This window comes from Lachnospiraceae bacterium JLR.KK008 (assembly GCA_037015955.1).
Taxonomy (GTDB): Bacteria; Bacillota; Clostridia; order Lachnospirales; family Lachnospiraceae; genus VSOB01.
The window spans coordinates 1,846,434-1,870,138 of the sequence record CP143548.1 but is presented as its reverse complement, the minus strand read 5'-3'; the positions used below and the strand labels follow the sequence as shown (position 1 = coordinate 1,870,138).

At 46.2% G+C, this 23,705-nt stretch carries 23 protein-coding genes; 22 read left to right on the top strand and 1 reads right to left on the bottom strand.

All coding sequences use genetic code 11. The features are described 5' to 3' along the window. The first annotated feature begins 80 nt into the window (after positions 1 to 80). The 10 genes from V1224_09485 (at position 81) to V1224_09440 (ending at position 11,410) form a co-directional block, all read left to right on the top strand. Positions 81 to 470, top strand: a complete 390-nt coding sequence (locus V1224_09485) for a hypothetical protein (protein ID WWR14737.1) — start codon at positions 81 to 83, stop codon at positions 468 to 470. Between the two features lie 22 nt (positions 471 to 492). Beyond that, positions 493 to 801 carry a hypothetical protein gene (locus V1224_09480; protein WWR14736.1) on the top strand — a complete coding sequence of 103 codons (309 nt, stop codon included), beginning with the start codon at positions 493 to 495 and terminating at the stop codon, positions 799 to 801. Between the two features lie 270 nt (positions 802 to 1,071). Further along, the gene (locus V1224_09475; GenBank protein WWR14735.1) at positions 1,072 to 1,959 is read left to right on the top strand and encodes a site-specific integrase; all 888 of its coding nucleotides are present in this window, start codon (positions 1,072 to 1,074) and stop codon (positions 1,957 to 1,959) included. Then, entirely contained in the window at positions 1,953 to 4,721 is a 2,769-nt protein-coding gene (locus V1224_09470) for a hypothetical protein (protein ID WWR14734.1), read from the top strand. Before V1224_09475 ends, V1224_09470 begins: the two co-directional genes overlap by 7 nt. Next, positions 4,722 to 6,269: an FtsK/SpoIIIE domain-containing protein gene (locus V1224_09465; GenBank protein ID WWR14733.1), complete on the top strand. Its 1,548-nt coding sequence runs from the start codon at positions 4,722 to 4,724 to the stop codon at positions 6,267 to 6,269. 39 nt (positions 6,270 to 6,308) lie between these two features. Then, a complete protein-coding gene (locus V1224_09460; protein ID WWR14732.1) occupies positions 6,309 to 7,334 on the top strand; it encodes a conjugal transfer protein in 1,026 nt (341 codons plus the stop codon). Positions 7,335 to 7,346: 12 nt separating this feature from the next. Then, the gene (locus V1224_09455; GenBank protein WWR14731.1) at positions 7,347 to 7,703 is read left to right on the top strand and encodes a TcpD family membrane protein; all 357 of its coding nucleotides are present in this window, start codon (positions 7,347 to 7,349) and stop codon (positions 7,701 to 7,703) included. Between the two features lie 16 nt (positions 7,704 to 7,719). Beyond that, positions 7,720 to 8,163 (top strand): TcpE family conjugal transfer membrane protein, encoded by a 444-nt coding sequence (locus V1224_09450; protein ID WWR14730.1) that lies wholly within the window; start codon positions 7,720 to 7,722, stop codon positions 8,161 to 8,163. Further along, the gene (locus V1224_09445; GenBank protein WWR14729.1) at positions 8,156 to 11,008 is read left to right on the top strand and encodes an ATP-binding protein; all 2,853 of its coding nucleotides are present in this window, start codon (positions 8,156 to 8,158) and stop codon (positions 11,006 to 11,008) included. Before V1224_09450 ends, V1224_09445 begins: the two co-directional genes overlap by 8 nt. A 24-nt stretch (positions 11,009 to 11,032) precedes the next feature. Next, positions 11,033 to 11,410: a TnpV protein gene (locus tag V1224_09440; protein ID WWR14728.1), complete on the top strand. Its 378-nt coding sequence runs from the start codon at positions 11,033 to 11,035 to the stop codon at positions 11,408 to 11,410. Between the two features lie 74 nt (positions 11,411 to 11,484). Here the strand turns inward: V1224_09440 and V1224_09435 are convergent, their stop codons facing one another. Next, a complete protein-coding gene (locus V1224_09435; GenBank protein ID WWR14727.1) occupies positions 11,485 to 12,531 on the bottom strand; it encodes a hypothetical protein in 1,047 nt (348 codons plus the stop codon). Between the two features lie 343 nt (positions 12,532 to 12,874). Between V1224_09435 and V1224_09430 the strand changes: the two genes are divergently transcribed. The 12 genes from V1224_09430 to V1224_09375 all read left to right on the top strand — a co-directional run bounded on the left by V1224_09430 (position 12,875) and on the right by V1224_09375 (position 23,663). Then, positions 12,875 to 13,093 carry a helix-turn-helix domain-containing protein gene (locus V1224_09430; GenBank protein ID WWR14726.1) on the top strand — a complete coding sequence of 73 codons (219 nt, stop codon included), beginning with the start codon at positions 12,875 to 12,877 and terminating at the stop codon, positions 13,091 to 13,093. Continuing rightward, positions 13,094 to 13,438, top strand: a complete 345-nt coding sequence (locus V1224_09425) for a hypothetical protein (GenBank protein WWR14725.1) — start codon at positions 13,094 to 13,096, stop codon at positions 13,436 to 13,438. Continuing rightward, the gene (locus V1224_09420; protein ID WWR14724.1) at positions 13,422 to 13,727 is read left to right on the top strand and encodes a molecular chaperone; all 306 of its coding nucleotides are present in this window, start codon (positions 13,422 to 13,424) and stop codon (positions 13,725 to 13,727) included. The genes V1224_09425 and V1224_09420 overlap by 17 nt, the downstream gene beginning before the upstream one ends. Positions 13,728 to 14,061: 334 nt before the next feature. Then, positions 14,062 to 14,670, top strand: a complete 609-nt coding sequence (locus V1224_09415; GenBank protein WWR14723.1) for a recombinase family protein — start codon at positions 14,062 to 14,064, stop codon at positions 14,668 to 14,670. Positions 14,671 to 14,935: 265 nt separating this feature from the next. Beyond that, positions 14,936 to 16,045 carry a DNA cytosine methyltransferase gene (locus V1224_09410; protein WWR14722.1) on the top strand — a complete coding sequence of 370 codons (1,110 nt, stop codon included), beginning with the start codon at positions 14,936 to 14,938 and terminating at the stop codon, positions 16,043 to 16,045. Between the two features lie 13 nt (positions 16,046 to 16,058). Beyond that, positions 16,059 to 17,120, top strand: coding sequence for a restriction endonuclease PLD domain-containing protein (locus V1224_09405; protein ID WWR14721.1), 1,062 nt, complete (start codon positions 16,059 to 16,061; stop codon positions 17,118 to 17,120). Further along, positions 17,117 to 19,009 (top strand): Z1 domain-containing protein, encoded by a 1,893-nt coding sequence (locus tag V1224_09400; GenBank protein WWR14720.1) that lies wholly within the window; start codon positions 17,117 to 17,119, stop codon positions 19,007 to 19,009. Before V1224_09405 ends, V1224_09400 begins: the two co-directional genes overlap by 4 nt. A gap of 22 nt (positions 19,010 to 19,031) precedes the next feature. Next, positions 19,032 to 19,445 carry a DNA mismatch endonuclease Vsr gene (gene vsr / locus V1224_09395; protein ID WWR14719.1) on the top strand — a complete coding sequence of 138 codons (414 nt, stop codon included), beginning with the start codon at positions 19,032 to 19,034 and terminating at the stop codon, positions 19,443 to 19,445. A gap of 363 nt (positions 19,446 to 19,808) precedes the next feature. Further along, positions 19,809 to 21,200: a serine/arginine repetitive matrix protein 2 gene (locus V1224_09390; protein WWR14718.1), complete on the top strand. Its 1,392-nt coding sequence runs from the start codon at positions 19,809 to 19,811 to the stop codon at positions 21,198 to 21,200. 58 nt (positions 21,201 to 21,258) lie between these two features. Further along, positions 21,259 to 21,900: a CHC2 zinc finger domain-containing protein gene (locus V1224_09385; GenBank protein ID WWR14717.1), complete on the top strand. Its 642-nt coding sequence runs from the start codon at positions 21,259 to 21,261 to the stop codon at positions 21,898 to 21,900. Continuing rightward, positions 21,857 to 23,218 (top strand): VapE domain-containing protein, encoded by a 1,362-nt coding sequence (locus tag V1224_09380; protein WWR14716.1) that lies wholly within the window; start codon positions 21,857 to 21,859, stop codon positions 23,216 to 23,218. The genes V1224_09385 and V1224_09380 overlap by 44 nt, the downstream gene beginning before the upstream one ends. Positions 23,219 to 23,489: 271 nt before the next feature. Then, entirely contained in the window at positions 23,490 to 23,663 is a 174-nt protein-coding gene (locus tag V1224_09375) for a hypothetical protein (protein WWR14715.1), read from the top strand. The last annotated feature ends 42 nt before the right edge of the window (positions 23,664 to 23,705 follow it).

The window sequence follows — 23,705 nt, the reverse complement described above, 5'->3', positions numbered from 1 at the left end:
TAACAAGGTAGTCCGTAGAAAAATTGCGAGACAGTATGCCCTTTTATAAAAAATAAATATATCCGGAGAGGAGTGAAAGAGTGGGAGCAAGAGAAAGCGAAGATCTGGCTCTGCAAAACAGGGAACTGCGTGTATCTAAAAACATGCTGATCGACAAGGTAGAGGAACAAGAGCAGGAATTGAAGTCGAAGAATATGCACATTGCAGATATGGAACAGGAATTGCTGCATATAAAGAGCGAATTAAGACGAAAAGAAAAAGAACAGAAGAAGGAGGATCAGAGAGAGAAGAACAGGAGGCTGAAAGAAAAGATCGATCGTTTTTTTGACAGGTTAGAGGGGTTCCTATTTCGGACATGGCTTAGCTTTTGGGCACTTTTAATAATTGTTGTCGTATCTACTTGGGCTACAATCATGTTCAATGAGGATCTGCGAGAGAGCGTCACCAGTTTTTTTTGGGGACTGTTCTGAAGCAGGGATAGGAGAAGCGTATATGCTGATGACGATGATACGTGAATTTATAGCGATCTGTAATTATCTGGAAAAAAATAATGTGAAGAAAGCAAAAGGATATTTGATTATTGGCCGCCGTGATCTGGAGCAGCTTCTTGATAAAAACAAATATCTGACATCACTGGAAAAGTTGAAACGTTGGAAAGCGATGAAATGGATCGATGCGGATCATAACCAAACGACGAAGAAAGTATGCCTGGACGGCCAGAGAAAACGCTGTGTGAAACTTGATGCGGGAGTCTATGAGACCATGAAGGAATTACTTGGAAATGCACATAGACAGCAATAAAACAGCCCTGGCAGTCAAAGCAGTAAATAAGAGGTTTCGTACAGGAAACAGGTCTGTCACGATAATAGGCTATATTACGTAGTAATATAGCATGAATACAGGTGGACAGACAGCGTCCGGATCTCGACAGACATGCTGTGGCTGTCAGAGTAGATCGGATGATGCCGATTGTATTCATGCTATATGGATACGTGATATAGCGGTTAGAAATACAGGAATGAAATGACTGTATTTCTAACCTATATATAGAGAAAGAAAAAGGAATAGTACATGAAATATGACGATTTGGAAGCATATAGAAAATATTTATATAACCAGGTGCCTAATGCAAATACGGCAAGGAAATATTACAGTGCGGTGGTGAAGCTGTACCGGGATGTTGACATAAGAAAAGACATCAAACAGTTGGATGCTGATTTTTATCAGGAGAAGATACCGCTGCTGTTTAAAACAAGAAATGAAGTGAGCGCAGTAAAGAACGGGCTTCGATATTTTGAGGAATACAGAAAAGTTCATAATGGTACGGCAGGCGGTGCAGGTCCCGGAAGGGACATAAGATTATCTGCCCGATCGGCGGCAGCGTTTCCAGGCGATGATTTTTATCATCAGATCAACCAGAAAAAAAGAAACCGTTCTGTGAAACCTAAAAAAATATTGTACCTTGATGAAATAAAAAGAAAAGTAAATCAGATCGAAGATCCGAAAACGAAATATGCGTTCCGGCTCGCATTGGTATCTGGGCTGCGTGTGTCAGAGCTGGCAGGGTTGGATGCGGAAAAGATAGCCTTTGAAGATGGATTGATTTACGTGAACGTAACGAATGGGAAAGGCGGAAGCAATGGAGTCATAGAATGCCTTCCGGATGCTTATTTGTATGATCGGTTACAGAGTTATGTGAGGGAACATCAGGAAGGAAAACTTTTTTATGCGGAATCTACTTTGAGAAAGAGAGCCTGGGAGTTAGATCTGGAGTGCCATGATTTCAGGCGTATCTTTGCCTGTCTGAAAAGAAACGATTTGAAAAAAGTCATGCCGGTGGAGGAAGCGAATCAGGAAGTGATGAAAAGTTTACGTCATAAAAGATTTTCGACGACAAAGAGATATTTGTTTAATAGAAAGTTGGTCATAAGTCGGAGAAAAGGGGAGAAAAAATGTTGAGAAAGGATACGAAAAAGCTGGAGGTTTTATGCTTGTGTGCCATTTTATTGTTTTCGTCGGTACCAGTAAGCGTCAGTGCACAGGAAACTGGAGAACAGCAGGAAGCAGCAGAAGTTCCGGAAGATGAAGCTGAAAAACAGAAAGATCTTAATGAAAAAAACGAAGATCCGGAAAAGCAGGAAGAAACTGTGAAGACACCGGAAGAACCGGGTGAGAAATCGGAAGAGTCAGAGGAAGCGGAAGAGGAGGAAAGTGAGGCGCCCAAGCAGGAGACAGAAGATTCAGTAGAAGAACCAAAACAGCCAGAGGGGACAGAGGAAGGAGATCTGTCTGAAGAACCAAAAGAGCAGGAAGAAGGAATTCCAGAAACCGGGGCGCCGGAAGACAACCTTCATCTTCCGGGAACCGAAACGGATGAGCTGGAAGAGATCGAAAAGGAAACGGTCAATGAAAGCGGAAAGTTTGAAGAGACTGTGCAGATGAAAGATCAGGAAGGTTTGCCGGGGGCTACATATGCTGCGGAGGTGCCTGCGCCACATGCGGCAAAGATAGAGCTTAAATTTATTGAAGTGGCGGCGAATGTCGAAGCAAGGGCCGGCAGCTTCGGTATCTCGCCGACAGATCTGAAAGCAGGTCAGGAAAACCGCTATGAATATACCGGCGGTATACAGACTTTTGCAGCGCCTGTAGATGGGTATTATGACATCTACTGTTATGGCAGTGAAGGCGGTTCCACCTATGTGTCCTGGAACAGCGGGAAACATCAAGTCGGGAGCGTGAATTGCGTGAACGGCAGCAAAGGGGATATGCGGGGCGGCCGGGCATGGCTGAAAAAGGGAACGGTCCTGTCTATTACAGCAGCGGTAAAAGGCGGAAGCAGGACATTTCATGAGACGCCTGGCATGTGCAAAGATCACGACGTGGATTTTGCCGGAGGCATAGGAAATGCGGGGGAAGCGTCCTATGTCGTGTGTAGCGGCACGACTATTCTCTCGGCAAGCGGCGGGAGCGCCGGCCGGATGGATCTTCGTGATCATCCATGTAATGGGACTTATACAGAAAACGGGACCGGGAACAGAGGCAGCATGGTAATGAACAGCATAGGTGGGAGCGTAGGTTGGCAGACCAGCCAGTTAGACGCGTCGAGCTACGGAGTGAATGCAGGGAACGGTTATGTGAGGATTCAATTCCATGCAGCGATGCCAGCTCTGGAACTGTCCGCCTCCGGAACCGAGTGGACGAAGGGAGAAGTGACGCTGACAGCGAAAGCGACAGGCACAGGGACCGGGCTTGGGAGTACGCCCTATTGCTGGGAAAAGGATGAACACGGAAATGACATCTGGACAGGGAGTAATCGTTATATGGTGTCCCAAAATGGGACATATGCCTGCAAGATACGTGATACGGCAGGGAGCAGCACAGAGGCACGGATCACAGTTACGAATATCGATCGGCTGGCGCCGGAAATAATGCTGGCGGCGGATACAAAGGAATGGACAAACGATAAGGTGACACTGACGGCCACAGCCAAAGATGCGGATGCCACAGGAGCCGATGGCAGTTCCGGACTTATGCAGGAATGCTATAGCTACAAGGAGGATGATCAGGGCGATCCGGTCTGGACAGGCAGCAATACTTATGAGGTGTCCCAAAATGGGACATATATCTGTAAGGTACGGGACCGGGCCGGCAATGTAGCAGAAGTAACATATCAGGTCATGAATATCGACCGACTGGCGCCCAGGGCAGAGGTTACAGCCAACACAAAGGAGGAAACAGAAGGGAGTGTAATCTTATACATGAAAGCGGAGGATGAGGCTGCCAGTGCGGTCGATGGAAGCTCTGGCATAGACAGCTATTGCTATGGAAAGAAGGGAGAAAACAGCAGCGCCTGGACGAAGGAGAACAGCTATGAAGTGTCCCAAAATGGGACATATATCTGTAAGGTACGGGACCGGGCCGGCAATGTGACGGAAGTATCCCATACTGTAACCAACATCGTTCAGCCTGACAGGGGAGATGAAAATGAAAAAAATGACGGAACCGGAGAGAGTGAATCCGCAGAGAAAGAAAGCGGCGGAGGGAGTGGAAGCGGAGAGAGCAGGCCGCCGGTGCCAGTTCCGCCAATAGAGATACCGCCGGTGGACTGGTACGAACAGGAAGACAATTCAGACCATGGGGGAAGTGTTATACCGATCGTCAAAGATCCGGTCATCCCGGTGCATCAGCCGACAGATCTGCTGAAAGTGACAGATCTTCCGGTTCTGGTGACAGAGTTCAGACTTCCGGAAGATCTTCCGCGAGAAACCGGGAACAGCAAAAGATCTGATCCGGAGGAGAAACCGGAGAGAACGATCGTTGACATTCCCATGGATCAGGGGCTGTTGCCAAAAAGGATTATGCGTTACGCAGCACAGGGAACGGCAGCGACTTCCGGTGGGGTGATCATCTATTATGTTCTCTTTTATGTGATTCGATCGGTCGGAATTCTGGCGATGAATATGGATCAGGAATATGTCTACATAGGGCACAGAAGGCTCAAAAAACGCTATGGAATGTATCAGGTGAAGATTGATTCATATTTGTATTCCAAAGCCGATACAGAGCATTTTCAGATAAAGCCCGGCAGAGGCTTTGTGAGGAAATATGAGGGGAAGATGATGATAATCAGATATAAAGACAGGAAAATACAGGCAGTAATCGGAAAGGAGATCAAAGTGAAGATACCGAAAGAAGTGCCAGAGTCGGAAAGGAGCAGATAAATGAAAGGCGCGGAAAAAGAGTTGAATCGACTGCTGGAAGAGATGCTGATCGGAATCTGTAAAGCAGTGAAAGCAATTTTCGTCGGGATATTCCGTGGGATTAAAAAGCTGAACAGTCTGAAAAAGTTTCTCCTGTTTTTCGGTTTCTGTATTCTTGCCGTTCTTACAACTCTGTTACTCAAAGATCAGATATTACAGATTCGGGTTCCCGTCTTTGTCAGATATATTTTATATTATGCACTGCTTACTTTCCCGCTGATTGTTCTGTTTGTGCTGGGAAGCATACGGCCAGCCGGGCGTAAAGAGTTTGAGGCGGCGTTTACAGAGATCGACTTTAAGGGCAAGGACGGACGATACCCGTATCTGTGTGAGACAAAGGAAGAGGATAAAAAACGGATTTATATCTTTCAGAGCAATATTCCGGTTGAGGAATGGCGGAACAGAAAAGCGTTGCTGGAGACGGCGTTTGACTGTACGATTCTGAAGATCGAGAACGGAAACAGTAAAAGGATCGTCAGGGTGACGACGCTTCCCAGCGATTTCCGGATACCGGAAAAGATCGACTGGCAGGATGCGCTGATCAGGGAAAGCTCCGGCGTCATTACGGTCGGAAAAAGCGCGCTTTCGGAGATCACATTTGACTTGAACAGAGTGCCGCATGTGCTTGCCGCCGGGGAGACAAGATCCGGAAAGTCCGTGATTCTGCGGTTGATTCTGTGGCAGTTTATCAATCAGGGCAGCCGCGTGTATATGTTTGATTTTAAGGGTGGGGTAGAATTCGGCATCGATTATGAACAGTATGGCGAAGTCGTCACAGAGAGAAAGAGAGCCTTGCAGGTCCTGACAATGCTGGAAGAAGAAAATGCGCAGAGACTGACGCTGTTTCGAAATATGCGGGTGAAAAATATCGTGGAGTACAACAAAAAGACCGGGAAGAACCTCTGCCGTGTCGGGGTGTTCTGCGACGAACTGGCGGAGATGATGGATAAAAAAGGATCTTCGAAAGAGCAAAAAGAGCTGATGGAGAAAATAGAAGGAAAGATATCCACCCTGGCAAGGCTCTCCAGAGCGACAGGAATCAATCTGATACTCGGTATGCAGCGGCCGGATGCCAATGTATTAACGGGGCAGATCAAGAATAACATACCTGTCCGTATTTCCGGAAGGTTTGCGGATAAGACGGCCTCCGAGATCGTCCTGGGAAGTACGGATGCCTGCAATATACCGGATATTAAAGGCCGGTTTATCTGTAAAGTCGGAAATGAGATGCAGCAGTTTCAGGCGTACTATTTTGACGATGAAACGATGTTAAAGGATGTTTCTGTAGAGGTTGGCGGTATGCTCACGGGCACGCCAGGCGATGTTTCCGAAAAGGCGTTTGCGGAAGTGCCCGCAGGGAAAAGCGAACGTGCTCCGAAACCTACACAGAAGGCAGAAGAGAATCCGCAGCCGGTTAGCAATCCTTATGAAGGGATGAGCGAAGAAGAGTTTGAGAAGGAAAAAGCCGCTATGGACGAATATGATCTGAATCTGGACTTTTTTGGGTGAGAAAGGAGAGGATAGAAAAGCATGTTTCTTAAAAATAAAATGAGAAAACAGGAAGATGAGACAACACAGAAAAAGAAAAAAGAACGGGCAAAAAAAGCAAAGCGGGAAAGGCAGCCACGAAAGCGGTCGGAAGTGTATGTGATGCGGAAGAATACGGTAATGCGGATCATGCGCATCTCTCTTTGGACGATGCTCCTTTTTATCTTTGTACAGGGGGTCAGAGTTTGTATTCAGAAAGACTCAACGGAACAGGCACAGGCGATCATCCGTGATTTCAGAAGGGAGTTTTCCGACTATAAAGATGACAATGAAGAGATCATGGGATTTGCTCAGAACTTTGCCAGGGAATATCTGACCTATGAGAAAAGGCAGGAAAGTGATTATGCCAGACGAATCATGCCGTATGTAAGTAAAGAGATATACGGCCGGGCCGGCGACCTGATGAATTTTGCGGGAAAAACAATGGCAATATATGTGAAGGCTTACCGGAAGGAGAGTTATGCCGAAGATCAGTACGATGTATATGTGCTGTCTGCAGTGGAGTATGAGCGGGAAGTGACGTCCGAGAAGGACGGAGAGACGGAAACAGACACGATCCTGCAGACGCAGTCGATAACATTGAAGATCCCTATTTACAGTGACAGGGGAAGGTATGTGGTGGAAGGGATACCGGTCATCGTCAATGACAGGATCGGAATCGAGAATTACAGTGCGCCGGCGTATTCCGGGACGACGATCATCGACAGCCGCGTCGATGCGGTCAGGGAGGCTGTTACGAGTTTCCTGACGGCATATTATGAGCAGGATCAGAATGTGATCGAGTATTACCTGACAAAGGACGCGGACCGGGCAAAGTTTCAGGGCCTGTCAGGAACCTACAGGTTTGGCAGCCTGGAGAGCATGAACTGCTATGATACGGACAGCGGGATCTTATGTCTCGTGGAATTTACGGTGACGGATGTGGAAAGCGGCAGTGAGCTTTTGCAGAGTCTGAACGTTTCGGTAACTGCCGATGGCGATAAATATTATATCAAAGACATGAACACAAAAACGGGACATTTGTAGGAGGATGAGAGGATGGAGAGAACAAAGAAAATGGATGCGATGGATATGAGGAAAACAACGGATAGAAAGAAAATCGGAAGGAAATTATCGACTCTGTTTGGCATGGTACTGCTGACTTCCCTGTGCTGGGGGAACGTCGTCTTTGCGACAAACTATGTGGAGAAATTTGCCAGCGGCATCTTTTTCGAAAATCTCTTATGGGCTGCAATTATTGCTGTTATTGTCGTTGTTTTTATCTCCGGCATTAAAAGAAATTATGTGGGAGTGCTTGTGGCGCTCATTGTAGGCGGGATCGTGATATTTTTTATTTCCAATCCAAGTAAGATCCAGGAGATCGGAAATGTGATCGGCGGCGCAATCTTTGGCTGACAGAAAGGGGAAGCAAATGGAACATGATAAACTGACGATTTACTCCTATGCGAAAGTATGGAAGGTTGAAAAGAAAATTTATAACATCGGCAACATTGTGTTTCCGGTGCCGATCGAGCTGTGGGGCGGCGTCTATCTCATTAGTTCGGCGTTTTGCATTTATCTGTTGCAGAAATTGTTTCCGGTTATCACAGTGGTACCGGTTGTCATCCGGCTTGGGTTACTTCCTTACGGCATCATGTATCTGATGAGAAAAATGAAGGTGGATGGAAAAAATCCCATGAAATATCTGGCAGGCGGCATCATATATCTGGCGCATGACAGGTACCGGTATCTGGAACGGTTTATGCAGCATCAGGGCAGGACAGAGCGTCTTGTCCTTGATTGGAATTGCAGCAGGGCATACAGAAAGCCGCTGAAGGAGAAAAGGGTACGGAGGAAGGAGAGCACGAATGTATAAATGTCCGATCGATTTCTACACGGAAAATATTATTTTTAATGCCGATAAGAGTTGCTGGGGCGCCTTCCGGCTGACCGGATATGACTATGATTTTCTGAATAAGAGTGAAAAAATAGGCGTGCTGTTCCAGACGGCGCGTTTTCTGGCCGGGATCCTGTCGGAAGTACAGATTCTTGTCCTGCCGATGGGACAGAACATCGAGGAGCATTACAAGGCGTTAAGAGAGGGGCTGGATCGGGAAGATGTCCTGTATGACACGGCGCGTGGTTATACGGATCAGGTGGAAGTCTATCTGAAGGAACGGTCGCTGGAGTCGGACAATCATGATTACCGCACGTATCTGTTCGTGAAGATCGAGGACTTAGGAGGCAGTGATCTGATCTCCAGCATGAGCCATGCCTGGCAGTATTTTATCAAAGACCCGGTCAATGCGATCAATGTGTATTTGAGCGTAGACACAAAGGATATTCTGATGAGCAGGGTGCAGCGCGTGAAGAAGGCCGCGGATGACTGGTATTTCTCGCAAAATCAGAAAATGAGTATGAACGAAGTATGCGGGGAGGAGCTGCAATGGATCTTCCGCAGGGTGGCTTATCGGGGACTGAAGGAGGAGATCCCGTTGTTTTATGAGAACGCGGATCAGGGAGTGTGGCAGCCCAAATACCGCATGGATCGGGTCGGCAGAGAAGAAGTGATCCATCCGTGGGGAAGAGACATCGTCAATCTGTTTTCCGGCAGTATCACGACAAAGGAACGGACGATCCGGGTGGAGCATGACAGAGCCGTCTCCTATCAGACTTTTCTTGCCGTGACAGGTCTGCCCGATGAATGGGAGTTCCCGGGAAACGAGTGGCTGTATGAGTTGCAAAAAGAGAATCTTCAGGCGGAAGTGTGTATTCATATCAAAGCGATCGAATGCAGAGGCGCGCAGCGTAAGATTGATCTGAAAAAGCGGGAGATAGACAGCCAGAGCGAAAATGCGGAAAAAGGCGGTGCGGAGATCCCGGATGATCTGTATACCGGCCGGGAATATGCCGCCGCACTGGAAAACGAGATCAAGACGAACAAAGATCCGGTACTGAATACATCAATCACAATCTGTGTCGCTGCTGATCAGAAAAAACAACTGGAAGAACGGGCGACAACGATCCGGGAAAAGTACCAGGACATGAATTTTGTCATCGAGAGGCCGATCGCGGATCAGATCAAACTGTTTTTATCGTTTATCCCTACCGTTGGAGCAACGATTAAAGACTATATCATGCCGATCACGCCGACAACACTGGCCAGCGGTGTGATTGGCGTCAACAGGGAACTGGGGGACGGAAAAGGCGGATACATAGGGACGACAGGCGAGGAAGAAAAAAATGTCTTTCTGGATATGGGGCTTGCCTGTCTGCGGAATAAATCGGCTTCTGCGACTTTCTTTGGAAACCTGGGTTTTGGCAAGTCTTTCAATGCGAATCTACTGGTTTTTCTCACGGTAATGTATGGCGGTTATGGTCTGATCTTTGACCCCAAAGGGGAGAGAAGCCATTGGGAAAGCGAATTTTCCATGCTGCGCGGCCTGATTTCTACTGTGACACTGTCGGCGGATGCGGGCAATACGGGGATGCTTGATCCTTATAATATTTACAGCGGCGATCCGGATGAGGCGAATGAACTGGCCATCAATGTCATCACGGAAATGTTTCAGTACAGTTCCAATTCCATGGAATATACGGCTCTTTTAGAGGCGGCAAACAGGATGTCGGAAGATACGTCCGGGAAGAAGCCGTCCCTGATGCGGCTTTCAGAAATATTGGAGGAGTTTGATCCGGAAGATGATCTGTATAAACCGGCGAGGATGACGGCCAGACAGATCCGTCTGCGCAGATCTGCCGGAATGGCCAGGCTTCTGATCGGAGAAGGAGGGGAACAGACGATTTCTCTGGACAATCGTCTGAATATTTTGCAGATACAAAATCTGAAGCTGCCGTCTCCGGAGACGTCAAAGGCCGATTACACGACAGAGGAGAGTATTTCTACTGTGATTATGATGGTGCTTTCTCATTTTGCCAAGAAATTCGCGTTGATTAAGAGGAATGTTTTTTCCGTCATCTTATTTGACGAGAGCTGGGCGCTTGCCAAGACTACGGAAGGGGTTAAGATGTATGATTATCTGACCCGTATGGGCAGATCTCTGTATACGGGTTGCATTTTCAACGGCCATTCCGTGTTGGATCTTCCGACGGAGGCGATCAAAAATACGATCACCTATAAATTCTGTTTTTGCACGACAAATGAAAATGAGGCGGTCCGCATGTGCGAATATCTGGGTCTGGAGCCAAATGCGCAGAACAAGGCCGCGATCATGAACATGGGGAACGGAGAGTGCATGTTCCAGGATCTGGACAAACATGTGGGGATACTGCGGTTTGACGCCGTGTTTCAGGACATCATAGACGTGTTCTCCACGACGCCGAAAGCCAGGACGGATGAGACGGAAAACGATGTGCTGGAGGAAGAACGCACAGAGAAAGAAAGCGGGGAAGAAGCGGCGGCGCTGGAGATCGCGGATGCCGATATGGACTGGGAAGAGGGAATAAAAGATCCCGAAGAGACGGATTTGGACTTCGACCTCGATTTATCCGGATGGATGAAGGAAATGCCGAAGAAAGTACAGCTTATGGCAGTACCGACAGAAGAAGAAGAGATACCGCCGGAAGAAAAACAGGAGATACCTACACGGGAGGACGTGGAGGTCGATTATGAAAAGATCATGCGGGATATGACATACTTGTTGGTGAAGAGTTCAGTTGCCTTGAATTTCACATGGACAGGGACACGATCAGCTGGATTCTGAATAATTGAATACAGGAGGTCGATAATGGAGAAATTGCCGAAATACACACATGAGAACGGCATTGACTATGTTCTTGTCGGGGATTACTATATCCCCATGCTGACACTGCCGGAGGAAAATCGCCCTATCGGTCGTTGGGGGCGGATGCACCAGAAGTATTTAAAAGAAAACCGCCCCGGATATTACAGCAGCTTGCTTCTTACTGGAAAATTATGGACATATCTTGCTGACCTGGACGAACAGGCACAGGAACGGCTGGACAGAATTGCAGAGCAGATGCAGGTCGCTGAGGGTGTGACAGAGGAATTGAAAGCGGATGACCAGCTTGAATGGGTGCGCCGCTGCAATTCTATCCGAAGCCGTGCGGAAGAAATCGTCCGTGCAGAACTGATCTATGTGTAAATGAATAATTTTTGCTGTTTCCCGGCGGGCAGTTTCCCGAAAATGGTACAATACCGTTTTCAGAAGCTGCCCGGTCAGGATTCTTCCAGCAGATCAGTCAGGATGCTGCTCTGCTGGTACAGCCAGTCCGTGAAATTTTTCGGGCTGGCTTTTTCTGTCTTGATTGCCTTTTTCCTTTGAAGGGCTTCTTTCTTAAACGCTTCAAAGGCAGCCTGCATTTTTTCCAGCCGGTCAGCCGGTAGGCCGGGCTTCTTTTTTGCCTTGTTAATAATGTTGCGCCAGTGCTGGCACTCGTTTTTATAGACCAGATCATAATTGTTATCCCTGGCTCTTTCGTCGAATTCTCGCTTATTCTGGAGTGCCTGTGCTTTCCGGCATTTGTCACTGCACAATTCATAACGCAGGCTTTCAGCAAGGAAAAGCCGTCCGCATATCTTGCATTTCCGGAAATGCAGCCCCCAGTCATTCAGCCGGTTCAGGTAATAGGTGACTATCGGATAAAGGGATGCATAGGCTGCAACGCACTCCGTATTGCGTTTATTGTCCGGATACCATAGGTCAAGCCGTGTTTCTTCCGCCGGTACAGTGCCGAACACCCGGCTGGAGATTTGAAAACGCTCCGGTTTTCCGGTGTCGGGGTCAAACCGGAGCGGGCTTCTTTCCTGGAACATTTGCGTGAAGCGGCTCATTTTATCCATAAAACGGTCACAGGCCTTCGCCCTCTCCCTCGGTTCTCTCGCAAGCAGATAATCGTTCCAGATACGGAATGCCGCATACATCCTCACCGGGTCGCCGGTGAGATATTTTTTTGACAGAAACTCCCCGGCGGACTGTTCCAGTGCAGGCTGCTTCCAGCGGTTGGAGTGCAGGGCTTCCCGGAGCGGTGCCAGCCCAAGGCGGCTCCATTCCCCGTCTGGATCATGCTCAAACTCCGCAAGGAAAGTCCCCAGAGGGCGTGTCACATCGCACAGGACATCGGTATCCGTGTTTCCCCGCAGGCGGAAGCGGATCTGCAGTTCCTCGCCGATCAGGATGCGCTCTTTCTTTTTCTGCCTGTCCAGTGAAAGGACAAGCAGGATACGGTCATAGCACGGTTCATGCCGCAAGAATTCCATTTCCATTTTTCTAATCTCCCTAATGTTTATGGTAATTTTATAATTTAGTTATATCCGTTACACTCATGATACCGTATAAGCATTGCGTTCGTCAAGGAAAAACCGATATGATGATTGCACATGGTAATTTCGTACCATGCAGTACATTGACAAGTGAATGACCGTCTGACAGTGATATGACCGTGAGGGGAAGCAGCGCCGGGAGCCGGGAAACCGGGGAGCGTGCCAATACGGGATACGCCGCAGGAATGGGGCTTTGAGGATAACGGCTGGTAGGCAGAACGGCGACAGGAAACATTCAAATGAAGAACAAGGTTTTATCAATTCAAATATAAGGAGGAGCAAGGAAATGAGCGACAACAAAAAATTAAAAAACTATGATGATCTCCCTCTGGTTCTGGATGTATCGGACATCCGGCGCATTATGGGAATTTCAAGAGCGAGCGCCTATGAGCTGGTTCACACGCCGGGATTCCCGGCATTCAGGAGCGGCAGGCTGATTAAAGTCAGTAAGAAAGCATTTTTTGACTGGATGTCAAAAGGCACCGGGAATGTGCAGGAGCAGTAAATGAGTAAGAGAATGGAAAATGCCGCAAGGACGGCAGAAACGGAGGTATTTATGAAGCTGGATATAAGAGAAAAGAAAGTGCTGTATGTATATGGATGCCCGGATTACTACAATACGGTTACAAGGCTGAAGTGGCTGGTTTCATTGACCGTGGATCAGGAAGCGAAGCGCTGGCTGCTGGCACTTGCCCGGAAAATGGAAACGGAAGGCTCCAAAGATTGGCATTCCTGCTTCTATCATCATCTCCGCATGGAGATGGGAGGATATTTCAGGGCAAAGAAATTTATGAAGGCTGTGGAGTCAAGCACAAATCGTGAGGAGGATATGTATGAAGAAGCTGTCTAAATATGAGAGAGAAACAATCGTGAACTTCAATGAGGGGGAATCTGAGGCCAGTGTTTATACGTTTAATGCGGATTTGAAGCGCAGGCTGGCGGAGTTCAGCCGTAAGTATCCGCTATTGTGCCGATTGGAGAGAACCACGCCGGAAGGCAGCGTGACCTATGTATTGGATAAATCCCGGCTGTCTATCCGGCTTGTGCCACCCTACAGCGAAGAACGCCGGGCAGCGGCAAGGGCTTATGCAAAAGAGCATGGGTTCCAGCCGGTTAAGGCCATACAGGATATTGCATGAGGACAAATGTAGAAAGGCCTGTTTCATTATTATAGGCAGAGAACGTGAGCGACATTTTGTCGTTCACGTTGAAAAAATGGCAGTCCAGATTTTGTATCTGATAATCCCTGTAAAGTGGTGGCGGACATTTTGTCCGCCACCACTCTGTTACCAGTGCTATATGCTGCCACAAAATGGTGTTGAATATCAGGCGGCCTGTGTCCAAACTATCGGGTGCAGAGCCACTGTTTTAGCTGTTTGGTATGGCAGGGGCATAAAGTATCATGGAAATGTTGAAAAGAAATATTGCCAGATCCCGGAACTGCTCTTCCGGTACGGCAGGAAGGAGGGAACTATGGCGAACATATATGGATATATCCGGGTCAGCAGCCGTGACCAGAATGAGGACAGGCAGAGGCTGGCATTCCAGGAACTGGCTATCCCGACAAAGAATGTTTTTATAGATAAGCAGTCCGGCAAGGATTTTGACCGTCTGGCTTATAAGAGAATGGTACGGCGGATGAAAAAGGATGACCTGCTTTATATTAAAAGCATAGACCGGCTGGGACGCAATTATGCGGAGATACTGGAACAGTGGCGGATTCTTACTAAGGAGAATGGGATTGACATTGTGGTGCTGGATATGCCACTTCTGGATACCCGGCGGGGCAAAGACCTGATGGGAACGTTCTTAAGCGACATTGTATTACAGGTGCTGTCTTTTGTGGCGGAGAATGAACGGACAAACATTCGGCAGCGGCAGGCGGAAGGGATCGCAGCGGCGAAAGCCAGAGGTGTGCGCTTCGGAAGGCCTCCAAGCCCCCTGCCGGAGAACTTTCATGAAGTCTACCAGCTATGGAAATCCGGGAAAGTTACTGGAACGGCAGCGGCGGAACTATGCGGTATGCCACTGTCTACATTCCGTTACCGGGCAGAAATTTACCAAAAAGCCAAGTTATTGTAAGCGGGCATTTTTACAGAAATGTGTACGTTTTGGCCACTCAAAAAAATGGGCTTAAAAATATGGATTTTCAGTGGAAAACCGTGTGTTTTTGTAGTATTATAGAATGGGTAAAATTGAAGCGGGCATTTACAGGAACGTACACAATCTTGCAAAAGAACTGGTGTACGCAAGTCTCGTTCCCATTTTACCTCCAAGTAAGGAAACAATTTTCAGTTTACGGCAAGTGCCGGATGGATATTTACAGACTTTATGGAGGTACTTGTAAATGGATAATACAAAGGATTTTACATATAAGCCGAAAATCGTGTCAATTTTTTCGGGATGCGGAGGACTTGATTTTGGCTTTCATATGGAGGGATACGAAACTGTATGGGCAAATGATTTTGCGGAATGGGCTTGTAAATCGTTTGCGGCAAATTTTGGAGATGTTATCCGCTATAAGGATATAACACAGATAAATCCATATAAAGATAAAACCATACCAGAATGTGATTTAGTTCTGGGTGGTTTTCCATGCCAGGATTTTTCGATTATTTGGAAACAACCAGGACTGAATGGAACAAGAGGAGGGCTGTTTAGACATTTCGCAGAATTTGTTGACGGCAAAAAGCCAAAGGCCTTTGTGGCGGAGAATGTAAAGGGTTTGCTGACTGCAAATGGAGGGAAAGCTATTGACACTATTGTAAAAGATTTCGAGAGTATTGCACCGGGATATGTTGTTAAACCTCATTTATATAATTTTGCGGAATATGGAGTCCCTCAGTTTAGGGAGCGGGTTTTGTTTGTCGGGATAAGAATAGACACAGGGTTTGATTTTGTTCATCCGAAGCCGACACATGGGCCAAATGGGGATTTGCCGTATGTTACCGCTGGAGAGGCACTTGTTGGTGTAGAGCAGGTTTCAACTAACAATGAATTGATCAATATTAAAGAAAAAACAAAGAAGATGTTGGAACTCATACCGGAAGGCGGTAATTTTACTGATATCCCGAAAGATAATCCGCTGTATGTTAAAGGCATGATCAGCCATGTTTATAGACGGATTAAACGGGATGAACCGGCAAAAACAATTATCGCTGCCGGAGGTGGAGGCACATGGGGATATCATTATCCGGAGCCTCGTCCTTTGACCAATCGGGAAAGGGCAAGACTGCAATCTTTTCCGGATAACTTTATTTTTGAAGGGAACGTCACAGAGGTTCGCAGGCAGATTGGAAACGCTGTCCCGCCTGTGGGTGTCCGGGAAGTAGCAAAACGCCTGCGCCCGTTATTTACAGGTGATTATAAACCGATTGATTTAATGCCGGAATATGAAAAGATGAAAACTATGACGATAAAACAGCGTCTTGAATATGTGACAGCACAAATGAACTAAGGGAGGACAGAGTATGGAATTTTTGGTTTCTAATTACCCTCCATTAAAAACAGGGTGCAAAACATTTGCAGATACATTTTACGGTCTTATTCCGCAGACATCTAAATTAGATATTGCTGTGGGATATGTTTCTTCTGATGCTCTGATAGAATTACAAAAAACGATTGAGTTGAATTGTAACATACAGGCACTAAATTTAATTGTGGGGATGCACTATTTTGACAAATTCACAAAGGTTCAATACAACGCAGCAATGCATTTGAATGAATTTCTCACAGAAAATAACATGGGCGGCGTCAGGCTGGTCACTGCTTTCCGCTACCATGGAAAGCTATATTCATATAGCAATGATAAAGGCCCGTTTGCGTGTATTATAGGCTCTAATAATCTTAGCAGCATAATAGATGGCGGTGTAAGGGTTTATGAAAATTCTGTACTCCTACAGGAACAAAATGCTACAAAGGAAATGAGCGGGTTTATCTCGCAGCTTGCGCAGACAGCCACTAAAAATATTGCAGAACTTGATATAAATGAGTTTAATCAGGAGAATCCTTTGCTTGAAGGACATGAATTTGTAAAAAGACTTTCTCCGCATGATATAGCACTTGCAATGTATGCAAAGACAAAAACATCATTCGAAATTCCAATTAAGCCGTATGAGATATCGCCACAAAGCAATCTGAATGTTTTCTTTGGGAAAGGACGAGAATCGAAAAACGGGCTTGTAAAACCGCGGCATTGGTATGAGGTTGAATTGATTGTTCCTAAAAATGTCACAAGTCAGGAAGGATATCCTCAAAGTAAAACAGAGAATGCAGTTTTCACAGTTATTACGGATGACGGATGGTCTTTTAAGTGCAAGGTTAGCGGAGATTATAGTAAAAACTTCCGCTCAGAGGGAGATTTAAAAATTCTTGGGAAGTGGCTTAAAGGACGCTTAGAAAATGCAGGAGTATTAAAAGTTGGAGAACCAGTGACAGCAAAAACATTGAAAGATTACGGTCGGGATACATTTACGCTTACCAAAACGATAACGCCGGGAATCTGGTTTCTTGATTTTGAGGTGAAGAAATGAATTATTTGGACAAATATTTAGAACGGATAAAGCAATGTGGAAATATTGGCTTATCTGCTGCAATAGAAAAAACGGTGTCTAATATTATTCCTCAGTACATATCGAATTTTTCCTTTACAGATCATGTTGTAAGTTTGCTGGTGGGGGATGTTCAAAGCGGAAAGACAAGCCATATGTTTGGGCTTATGTGTGCAGCTGCTGATGAAAGTTTCATGAATTTTGTATTGCTTACGACAGATAACATTCTTTTACAACAACAAACATTTAAGCGTGCAGAAAGAGATTTGTGTGATTTTTGTGTATGCGATGAAAATGATTACCTGAAATTTTTCCAAAATAATCTCCGTAAACCAGCGGTGATTGTTTTGAAGAAAAATGCATCCGTTTTAAGACAATGGAAAAATAATTTCATATCAACAAACTTTTGTACTGGAAATCCACTTTTTATTGTAGATGATGAGGCGGACGCAGCAAGTTTAAATACACAGGTAAACAAAAACAAGCAGAGTACAATCAATAAGCATCTGGATGAAATAAAAAGAACAACTTCCAGCAGTGTCTATATGGAAGTGACCGGTACTCCGCAGTCGATTTTGCTTCAAACGTCCAAAAGCGGTTGGAAGCCATATTTCATTTATTATTTTAAACCAGGTGAAAAGTATCTGGGAGGAAATTTCTTTTTTACAGAGGACAAACCAAAGCAAATTATTTTGACAGATAATGACGAGGCAGAAGAATTATTAAATGATGACGAATTTCCTGAAAACGGTTTAAAAAGCGCACTTATCATGCATTTGATCGCAGCCGGACATATTATGCTGGCAGGGGGAACCGTTTGCAATTTTTTGATTCATCCAAGTGTAAAAACAAGCCAGCATTCAAGTTTTGCAAATAAGATAGGGAATTACTTGAATGAAATTTGCCATTCATATGACGAAAAGGAAACATATGAAGCGTTTGAAGCTGCTTATAAATCACTAAAAGATACTAAAAGAGATATTTTTCCGTTGGATAAAATTTATGGTTATATAATTGCCCAAATGCTGGATGATAAAGTGAATATTTTAATGTTGAACTCAATCGTGTCATACGATGAAAATACGCAATATGATACAGGCATTAATATTATTGTTGGCGGCAATAGCTTAGGGCGGGGAGTTACGTTTCCGCAGCTTCAGACAATATATTACTGCCGTGTGGCAAAAAGTCCGCAGGCAGATACTATGTGGCAGCATGCAAGGATGTTTGGGTATGATAGAGATCCAGATTTAATGCGTGTCTTTATGCCGCCGAAGCTATTCAAACTGTTTTCAGATATTAACAGGACTAATAATAGTATCATCCGGCAAATTGAAAATTCAAGCAATGGGTGCAATGTTAAAATATTTTACCCGACGGGTTTGAAACCGACAAGAAAAAATGTTTTGGATAAAAAGGCCGTTGGCGTTTATTCAGGCGGAGTAAATTATTTTCCATTCTATCCAGTGAATAGAACAGTTTCGGATATAGATAAAATATTGGAATGTTTTGATAATGACTTGTATACGGTAAGTTTAAAACTGATAGTAAAACTTATTGAACATATGGATTCCGAAGTTGATGACTGGAATGCGAAAGTATTTATAGGATTTATCAATACGTTTTTGGCGGCAGATCCTGCAACACAAGGAAAACTTATTGTTCGCCGTAATAGAGATATAGGAAAAGGAACAGGAACATTACTTTCTCCCGCTGACAGAAAATTAGGTGATGAATATACAGAGGAAGTAGTACTTACTGTTTATAAAATTACCGGGAATATTTCAAAGGGATGGGATGGAGAAGAACTTTGGATTCCCAATATTAAGCTGCCAGGAGATTATGCTTATTACAGCGGAGAAAATGCATAAAATAAATGTGGGATGTGATAGTATGGCTGATACAAAGACACCGGAAGAACGCAGCAAAAATATGTCGCATATACGGAGTACAAATACAAAGCCAGAGGAACTTGTAAGAAAATATTTATTTACACATGGGTTTCGGTATAGAAAAAATGATAAACGCTATCCTGGAAAGCCAGATATTGTACTTCCGAAGTATTATACGGTGATATTTGTGAATGGTTGTTTTTGGCACATGCATGGATGTTCCAGGGCAAGATTGCCTCGGTCAAATCAGGAATATTGGGAGCCGAAGATTAAACGTAATGCACAGAGGGATCAGGACAATATCAGAAAACTTGAAGATACAGGTTGGAAAGTAATTGTAGTTTGGGAATGTGAATTAAAAAAGCGTGTGGCCGAAGAACGGTTGCAACGATTATGTGAAGAGATAAAAAATTGAATATAGGAATCGGTAATAAAGTCACTTGTCGGATTGTTTTTATAAAAAAGCTGTCCAGTAAGTGACTTTTATTTTTGAAAATTTTTAGAAATGCAATAGGTAACTTCCTTTGTGCAGGAGTGCAGAGGATGCAATCCCTCTGCTCTGGGTACAGGGGCGAAGCGCCCTGTTGGGGTCAAGGGGCAAAGCCCTTTGGCGGGTTAAGGGCGGCAGTCCTTATCGGGTCAAGGGTGAAACGCCTTGCCCAGCTAGAGTTGGCGCCTGCGCCAATTCGTACTGGGTATTATCTGACGCAGGAACCGGCAGATTCGGCAGCAAAGCTGCCCTTCCCGCAGAGAGAAAATTGAAAAGAAGGAGGACAGAATGAAACTGACCAGACACAACGGCAGAGCCGGGAAAAACGGCGCTTACAATCCCAAACACAATGACCGGAGATTTGATGTGGCGAACAGTGAACATATCGACATGGAACGGACAAGGCAGAATATTTACTGGGATTGTTATACCGGCTTATCTTCAGCCCTGACAAGGGAGAGGGGCGGGGAAAACGATTATTCTTTTGAGAAGATTGAACGGATTTATTATTATGAGCATTATGCAGACCATGTACAGGCGCAGAATGAGCGGAACGAAAAGAACAGGCACACAGAGCGCAACCGGACGGTGGATGACTTGCTCACTAACAACAAGACCTGCCCGGAAGAAAGCATTTACCAGATCGGGACAGTAGAGGAATCTGTTCCGGGGGAACTGCTGGCAAAGATTGCTGTGGAATTTTTTGCGGAGATGGAGGAAAAATTCGGCTCCCATGTCCACATATTGGACTGGGCGCTGCACCTTGACGAAGGCACCCCGCATATCCATGAAAGACACGTTTTTGACTGTGAAAATAAATACGGCGAATTATGTCCGCAGCAGGAGAAAGCGTTGGAAGAACTGGGGGTGCCACTCCCTGATCCTGAAAAGAAAAAAGGCAGGAACAACAACCGTAAGCAGACCTTTGATGCGGAGTGCCGGAAAATGCTTTTCCGTATCTGTGCGAAACACAGTCTGCATTTGCAGACAGAACCAAGCTACGGCGGCAGGGGATATCTGGAAAAGCAGGATTTCATCATTGAAAAGCAGAAAGAAAAACTCTCCGCACAGGGAGAAATTTTAAGGCAAAATACCATGGCCATAGCGGAACAGGAAAATAAATTTGATAAAGCGGCAAAGGCTGTTTTAGAGAAGGAAAAAGAACTGGAAAAACAGGAAGGATTGATTGAGGAAAAGAAGCAGGAACTTTCAGAAAAGCAGGCGGCCCTTGCAACTGTCACCATGAAGATCGCAGACATAGAATCGCTGGTAGAGGAAGTGGCGGACACTGCTTATGAGAAAGCCTGTGAGGTTGTATCGGATACTGTCCGGGCGGAGACACAGAAAGAGGACATCCGGGCAGTTGAAGATTATAAAAAGTGGCTGGCTTCGCCGGAGCGGAAAGCCCCGAAGGAGAAAAGGGATTTTGCCGTGAAGTGCCTGAACACAGTCCAGGAGCAGATAAAAAATGCGGCGCAAAATGTGCTGAGGAAAGTCCAGTCGGCGCTCCAAAAGCCGGAGGTAAGCCGTGTGAATAAGGAACAGATTAAGGAGAAAGCAAGGGAATCTATCAGGGACAGGCTTGCAAGGGGGAAAACAGAAGCAGACCGGGCGAACCGTGAACGCATGGAGCGCAGGGATGGGATAAGACCGGTAACAAAAAAAGATATGGAAATTTGAAGCATTTGCTTTTCTTTGCGGAGATGGCAGATGCTTTTTTATTTCGGAAAGGGACGGTATGAATGTATTTGAAGCAGTAAAGGAAAATGTGACGGCAAGGCAGGCGGCTGAGATGTATGGTATCCGGGTGAATCGGAACGGCATGGCGTGCTGCCCGTTCCATGATGACAGGCATCCAAGCATGAAGGTGGATAAACGTTTCCACTGTTTCGGCTGCCAGGCAGACGGCGACGTGATTGACTTTGCGGCAAGGCTGTATGGGCTGAATAACCTCGGGGCGGCTGTGAAGCTGGCTTCTGATTTTGGAATCAGTTACGACAACAAAGGGCGGGCTTCCCCACTCCCGGTAAAGAAAAAAATATCTGAAGAACTGAGGCTAAAGCAGGCAGAGTTACAGTGCTGCCGGATTTTATCGGATTATAACCATTTGTTAGAAAAATGGAGAACAGAGTATGCGCCAAACACTCCGGAAGAAGAATGGAATCCCCTGTTTGTGGAGTCTTTACAGAAACAGTCTTATACAGAATATCTGCTGGATACTCTGCTGACCGGTACGGCAGAAGAAAAAGCCGCCGTAATAAAAGAACATGGAAAGGAAGTGATGCGGATTGGGGAACGGATTTCAGGACTTGCCGCCCGCCACAAGGCAGGCCGTGATGAACGCAGCAGGCCTGCTCCTACCGGCACTGACGGTCGATGAGGTAAGGGAGAGCCTTTCCATTACACAAAAGGGGCAGACAGCGAACACAATCGGGAACTGCAAGACCGTATTCCTGCGTGACCCGCTTTTAAAGGGGGCAATTCGGCTGAATTTACTGACAGAGCGGATCGATATTGTACGGGATGTGGGGTGGCGCAGGAACACCAGCGCACTTACGGATACGGATATTAAATACCTGCTCCTTTATTTTGAGGAAAACTATGGGCTGACCAGTGAAAAGAAGATTCAGAATGCCCTGGCAATCGTGGCGGATGAAAACTGCTACCACCCTATAAAGGACTGTCTGAATGGGCTTGTCTGGGACAAAACGCTGCGCATCCGTTTCTGCCTGCGTCATTTCCTGGGGGCTGACGCGGATGATTATGTGGAGGAGATGCTGAAGCACTTCCTGTTAGGGGCAATCCGGCGTGTGTTCATGCCCGGTTCAAAATATGAGGAAATGCTTTGTCTGGTAGGCGGACAGGGAGCAGGGAAATCCACTTTTTTCCGCTTACTGGCAATAAAAGACGAATGGTTCAGCGATGACTTAAAGAAGCTGGATGACGATAAAGTATTTACGAAGCTGCAGGGGCACTGGATTATTGAAATGTCGGAGATGCTTGCCACCAGCAACGCAAAGAGCATTGAGGAGATCCGCTCTTTTATCAGCAGGCAGAAGGAAACCTACCGGACACCCTATGAATCACAGCCGAAAGACCGGCTCCGGCAGTGCGTGTTCGGCGGCACATCAAACCGGCTGGACTTCCTGCCCCTTGACCGTGCCGGGAACCGACGGTTCCTGCCGGTGATGGTCTGCCCGGAAGATGCGGAAGTACACATTTTGGAGGACGAGGACGGTTCCAGAGCCTATCTTTTGCAGGTGTGGGCGGAAGCTATGGAGATTTACCAGGGCGGGAATTACTCCATGAAATTCAGCAAGTCCATACAGAAGAAATTAGCGGAGGTTCAAAAGGATTTTATGCCGGAGGATACCGAAGCCGGAATGATTGTCGGTTTTCTGGAAACCTATCAGGGGAATCAGGTATGCTCCAAACAGCTTTACCGGGAAGCCCTGCATCATGAATATGACGAGCCGAAACGCTGGCAGATCCACGACATCAATGAGATTATGAACTCTGTTGTCACCGGCTGGCGGTACTTTTCCAATCCCAGGGCATTTGCCGGATACGGCAGGCAGAAAGGCTGGGAACGCATACCGGATTCCGGCAACGAACTGTCCGGCAACGAAGCCGGTTTTTTGAAACTGACAGAGGAAGAAGCCCGGCAGTTGGAGCTTCCGAAGGAGTGGTTGGAGTGATTTTGTGTGCTGGTTGCCGGGCAGGTTGTTGTTCTGTTGCCGGGTTCGTTGCCGGTGAATATGCTGCCCTGTTGTTCAGAAAACCGCTTATTTTAAGAGAATTTTATTATTGTCTATTTTTATGACAACGAAAGCAACGAGAAATTCAGGAAAAATTTAAAAAACAATAATAACAGGCCGGATATTAGATTACAGGTTTTACGCTGTCCGTTGTTGGACTTCGTTGCCGTGTTCCTTTGTCTGGCTATTTCATTTATGGAGGCAAATGCTTATGCAGAGAGATTCAGAAAAGAAGAAAGAGAGACAGGAGAGTTGGAAAAAAGTGCAGTTTATCGTGACACGGGAGTTCTCCGGCAGCCAGACCATGCAGGAAGCCTTTGAACAGCTTATTGAGCGGCAGGCCTGTGGGCAGTTTGAGGAATGGCTGGGGCGGAAGGCAGGCTAAAAAACGGTTGCAGGACGAGCGGGGGCATGGTATTATAATTGT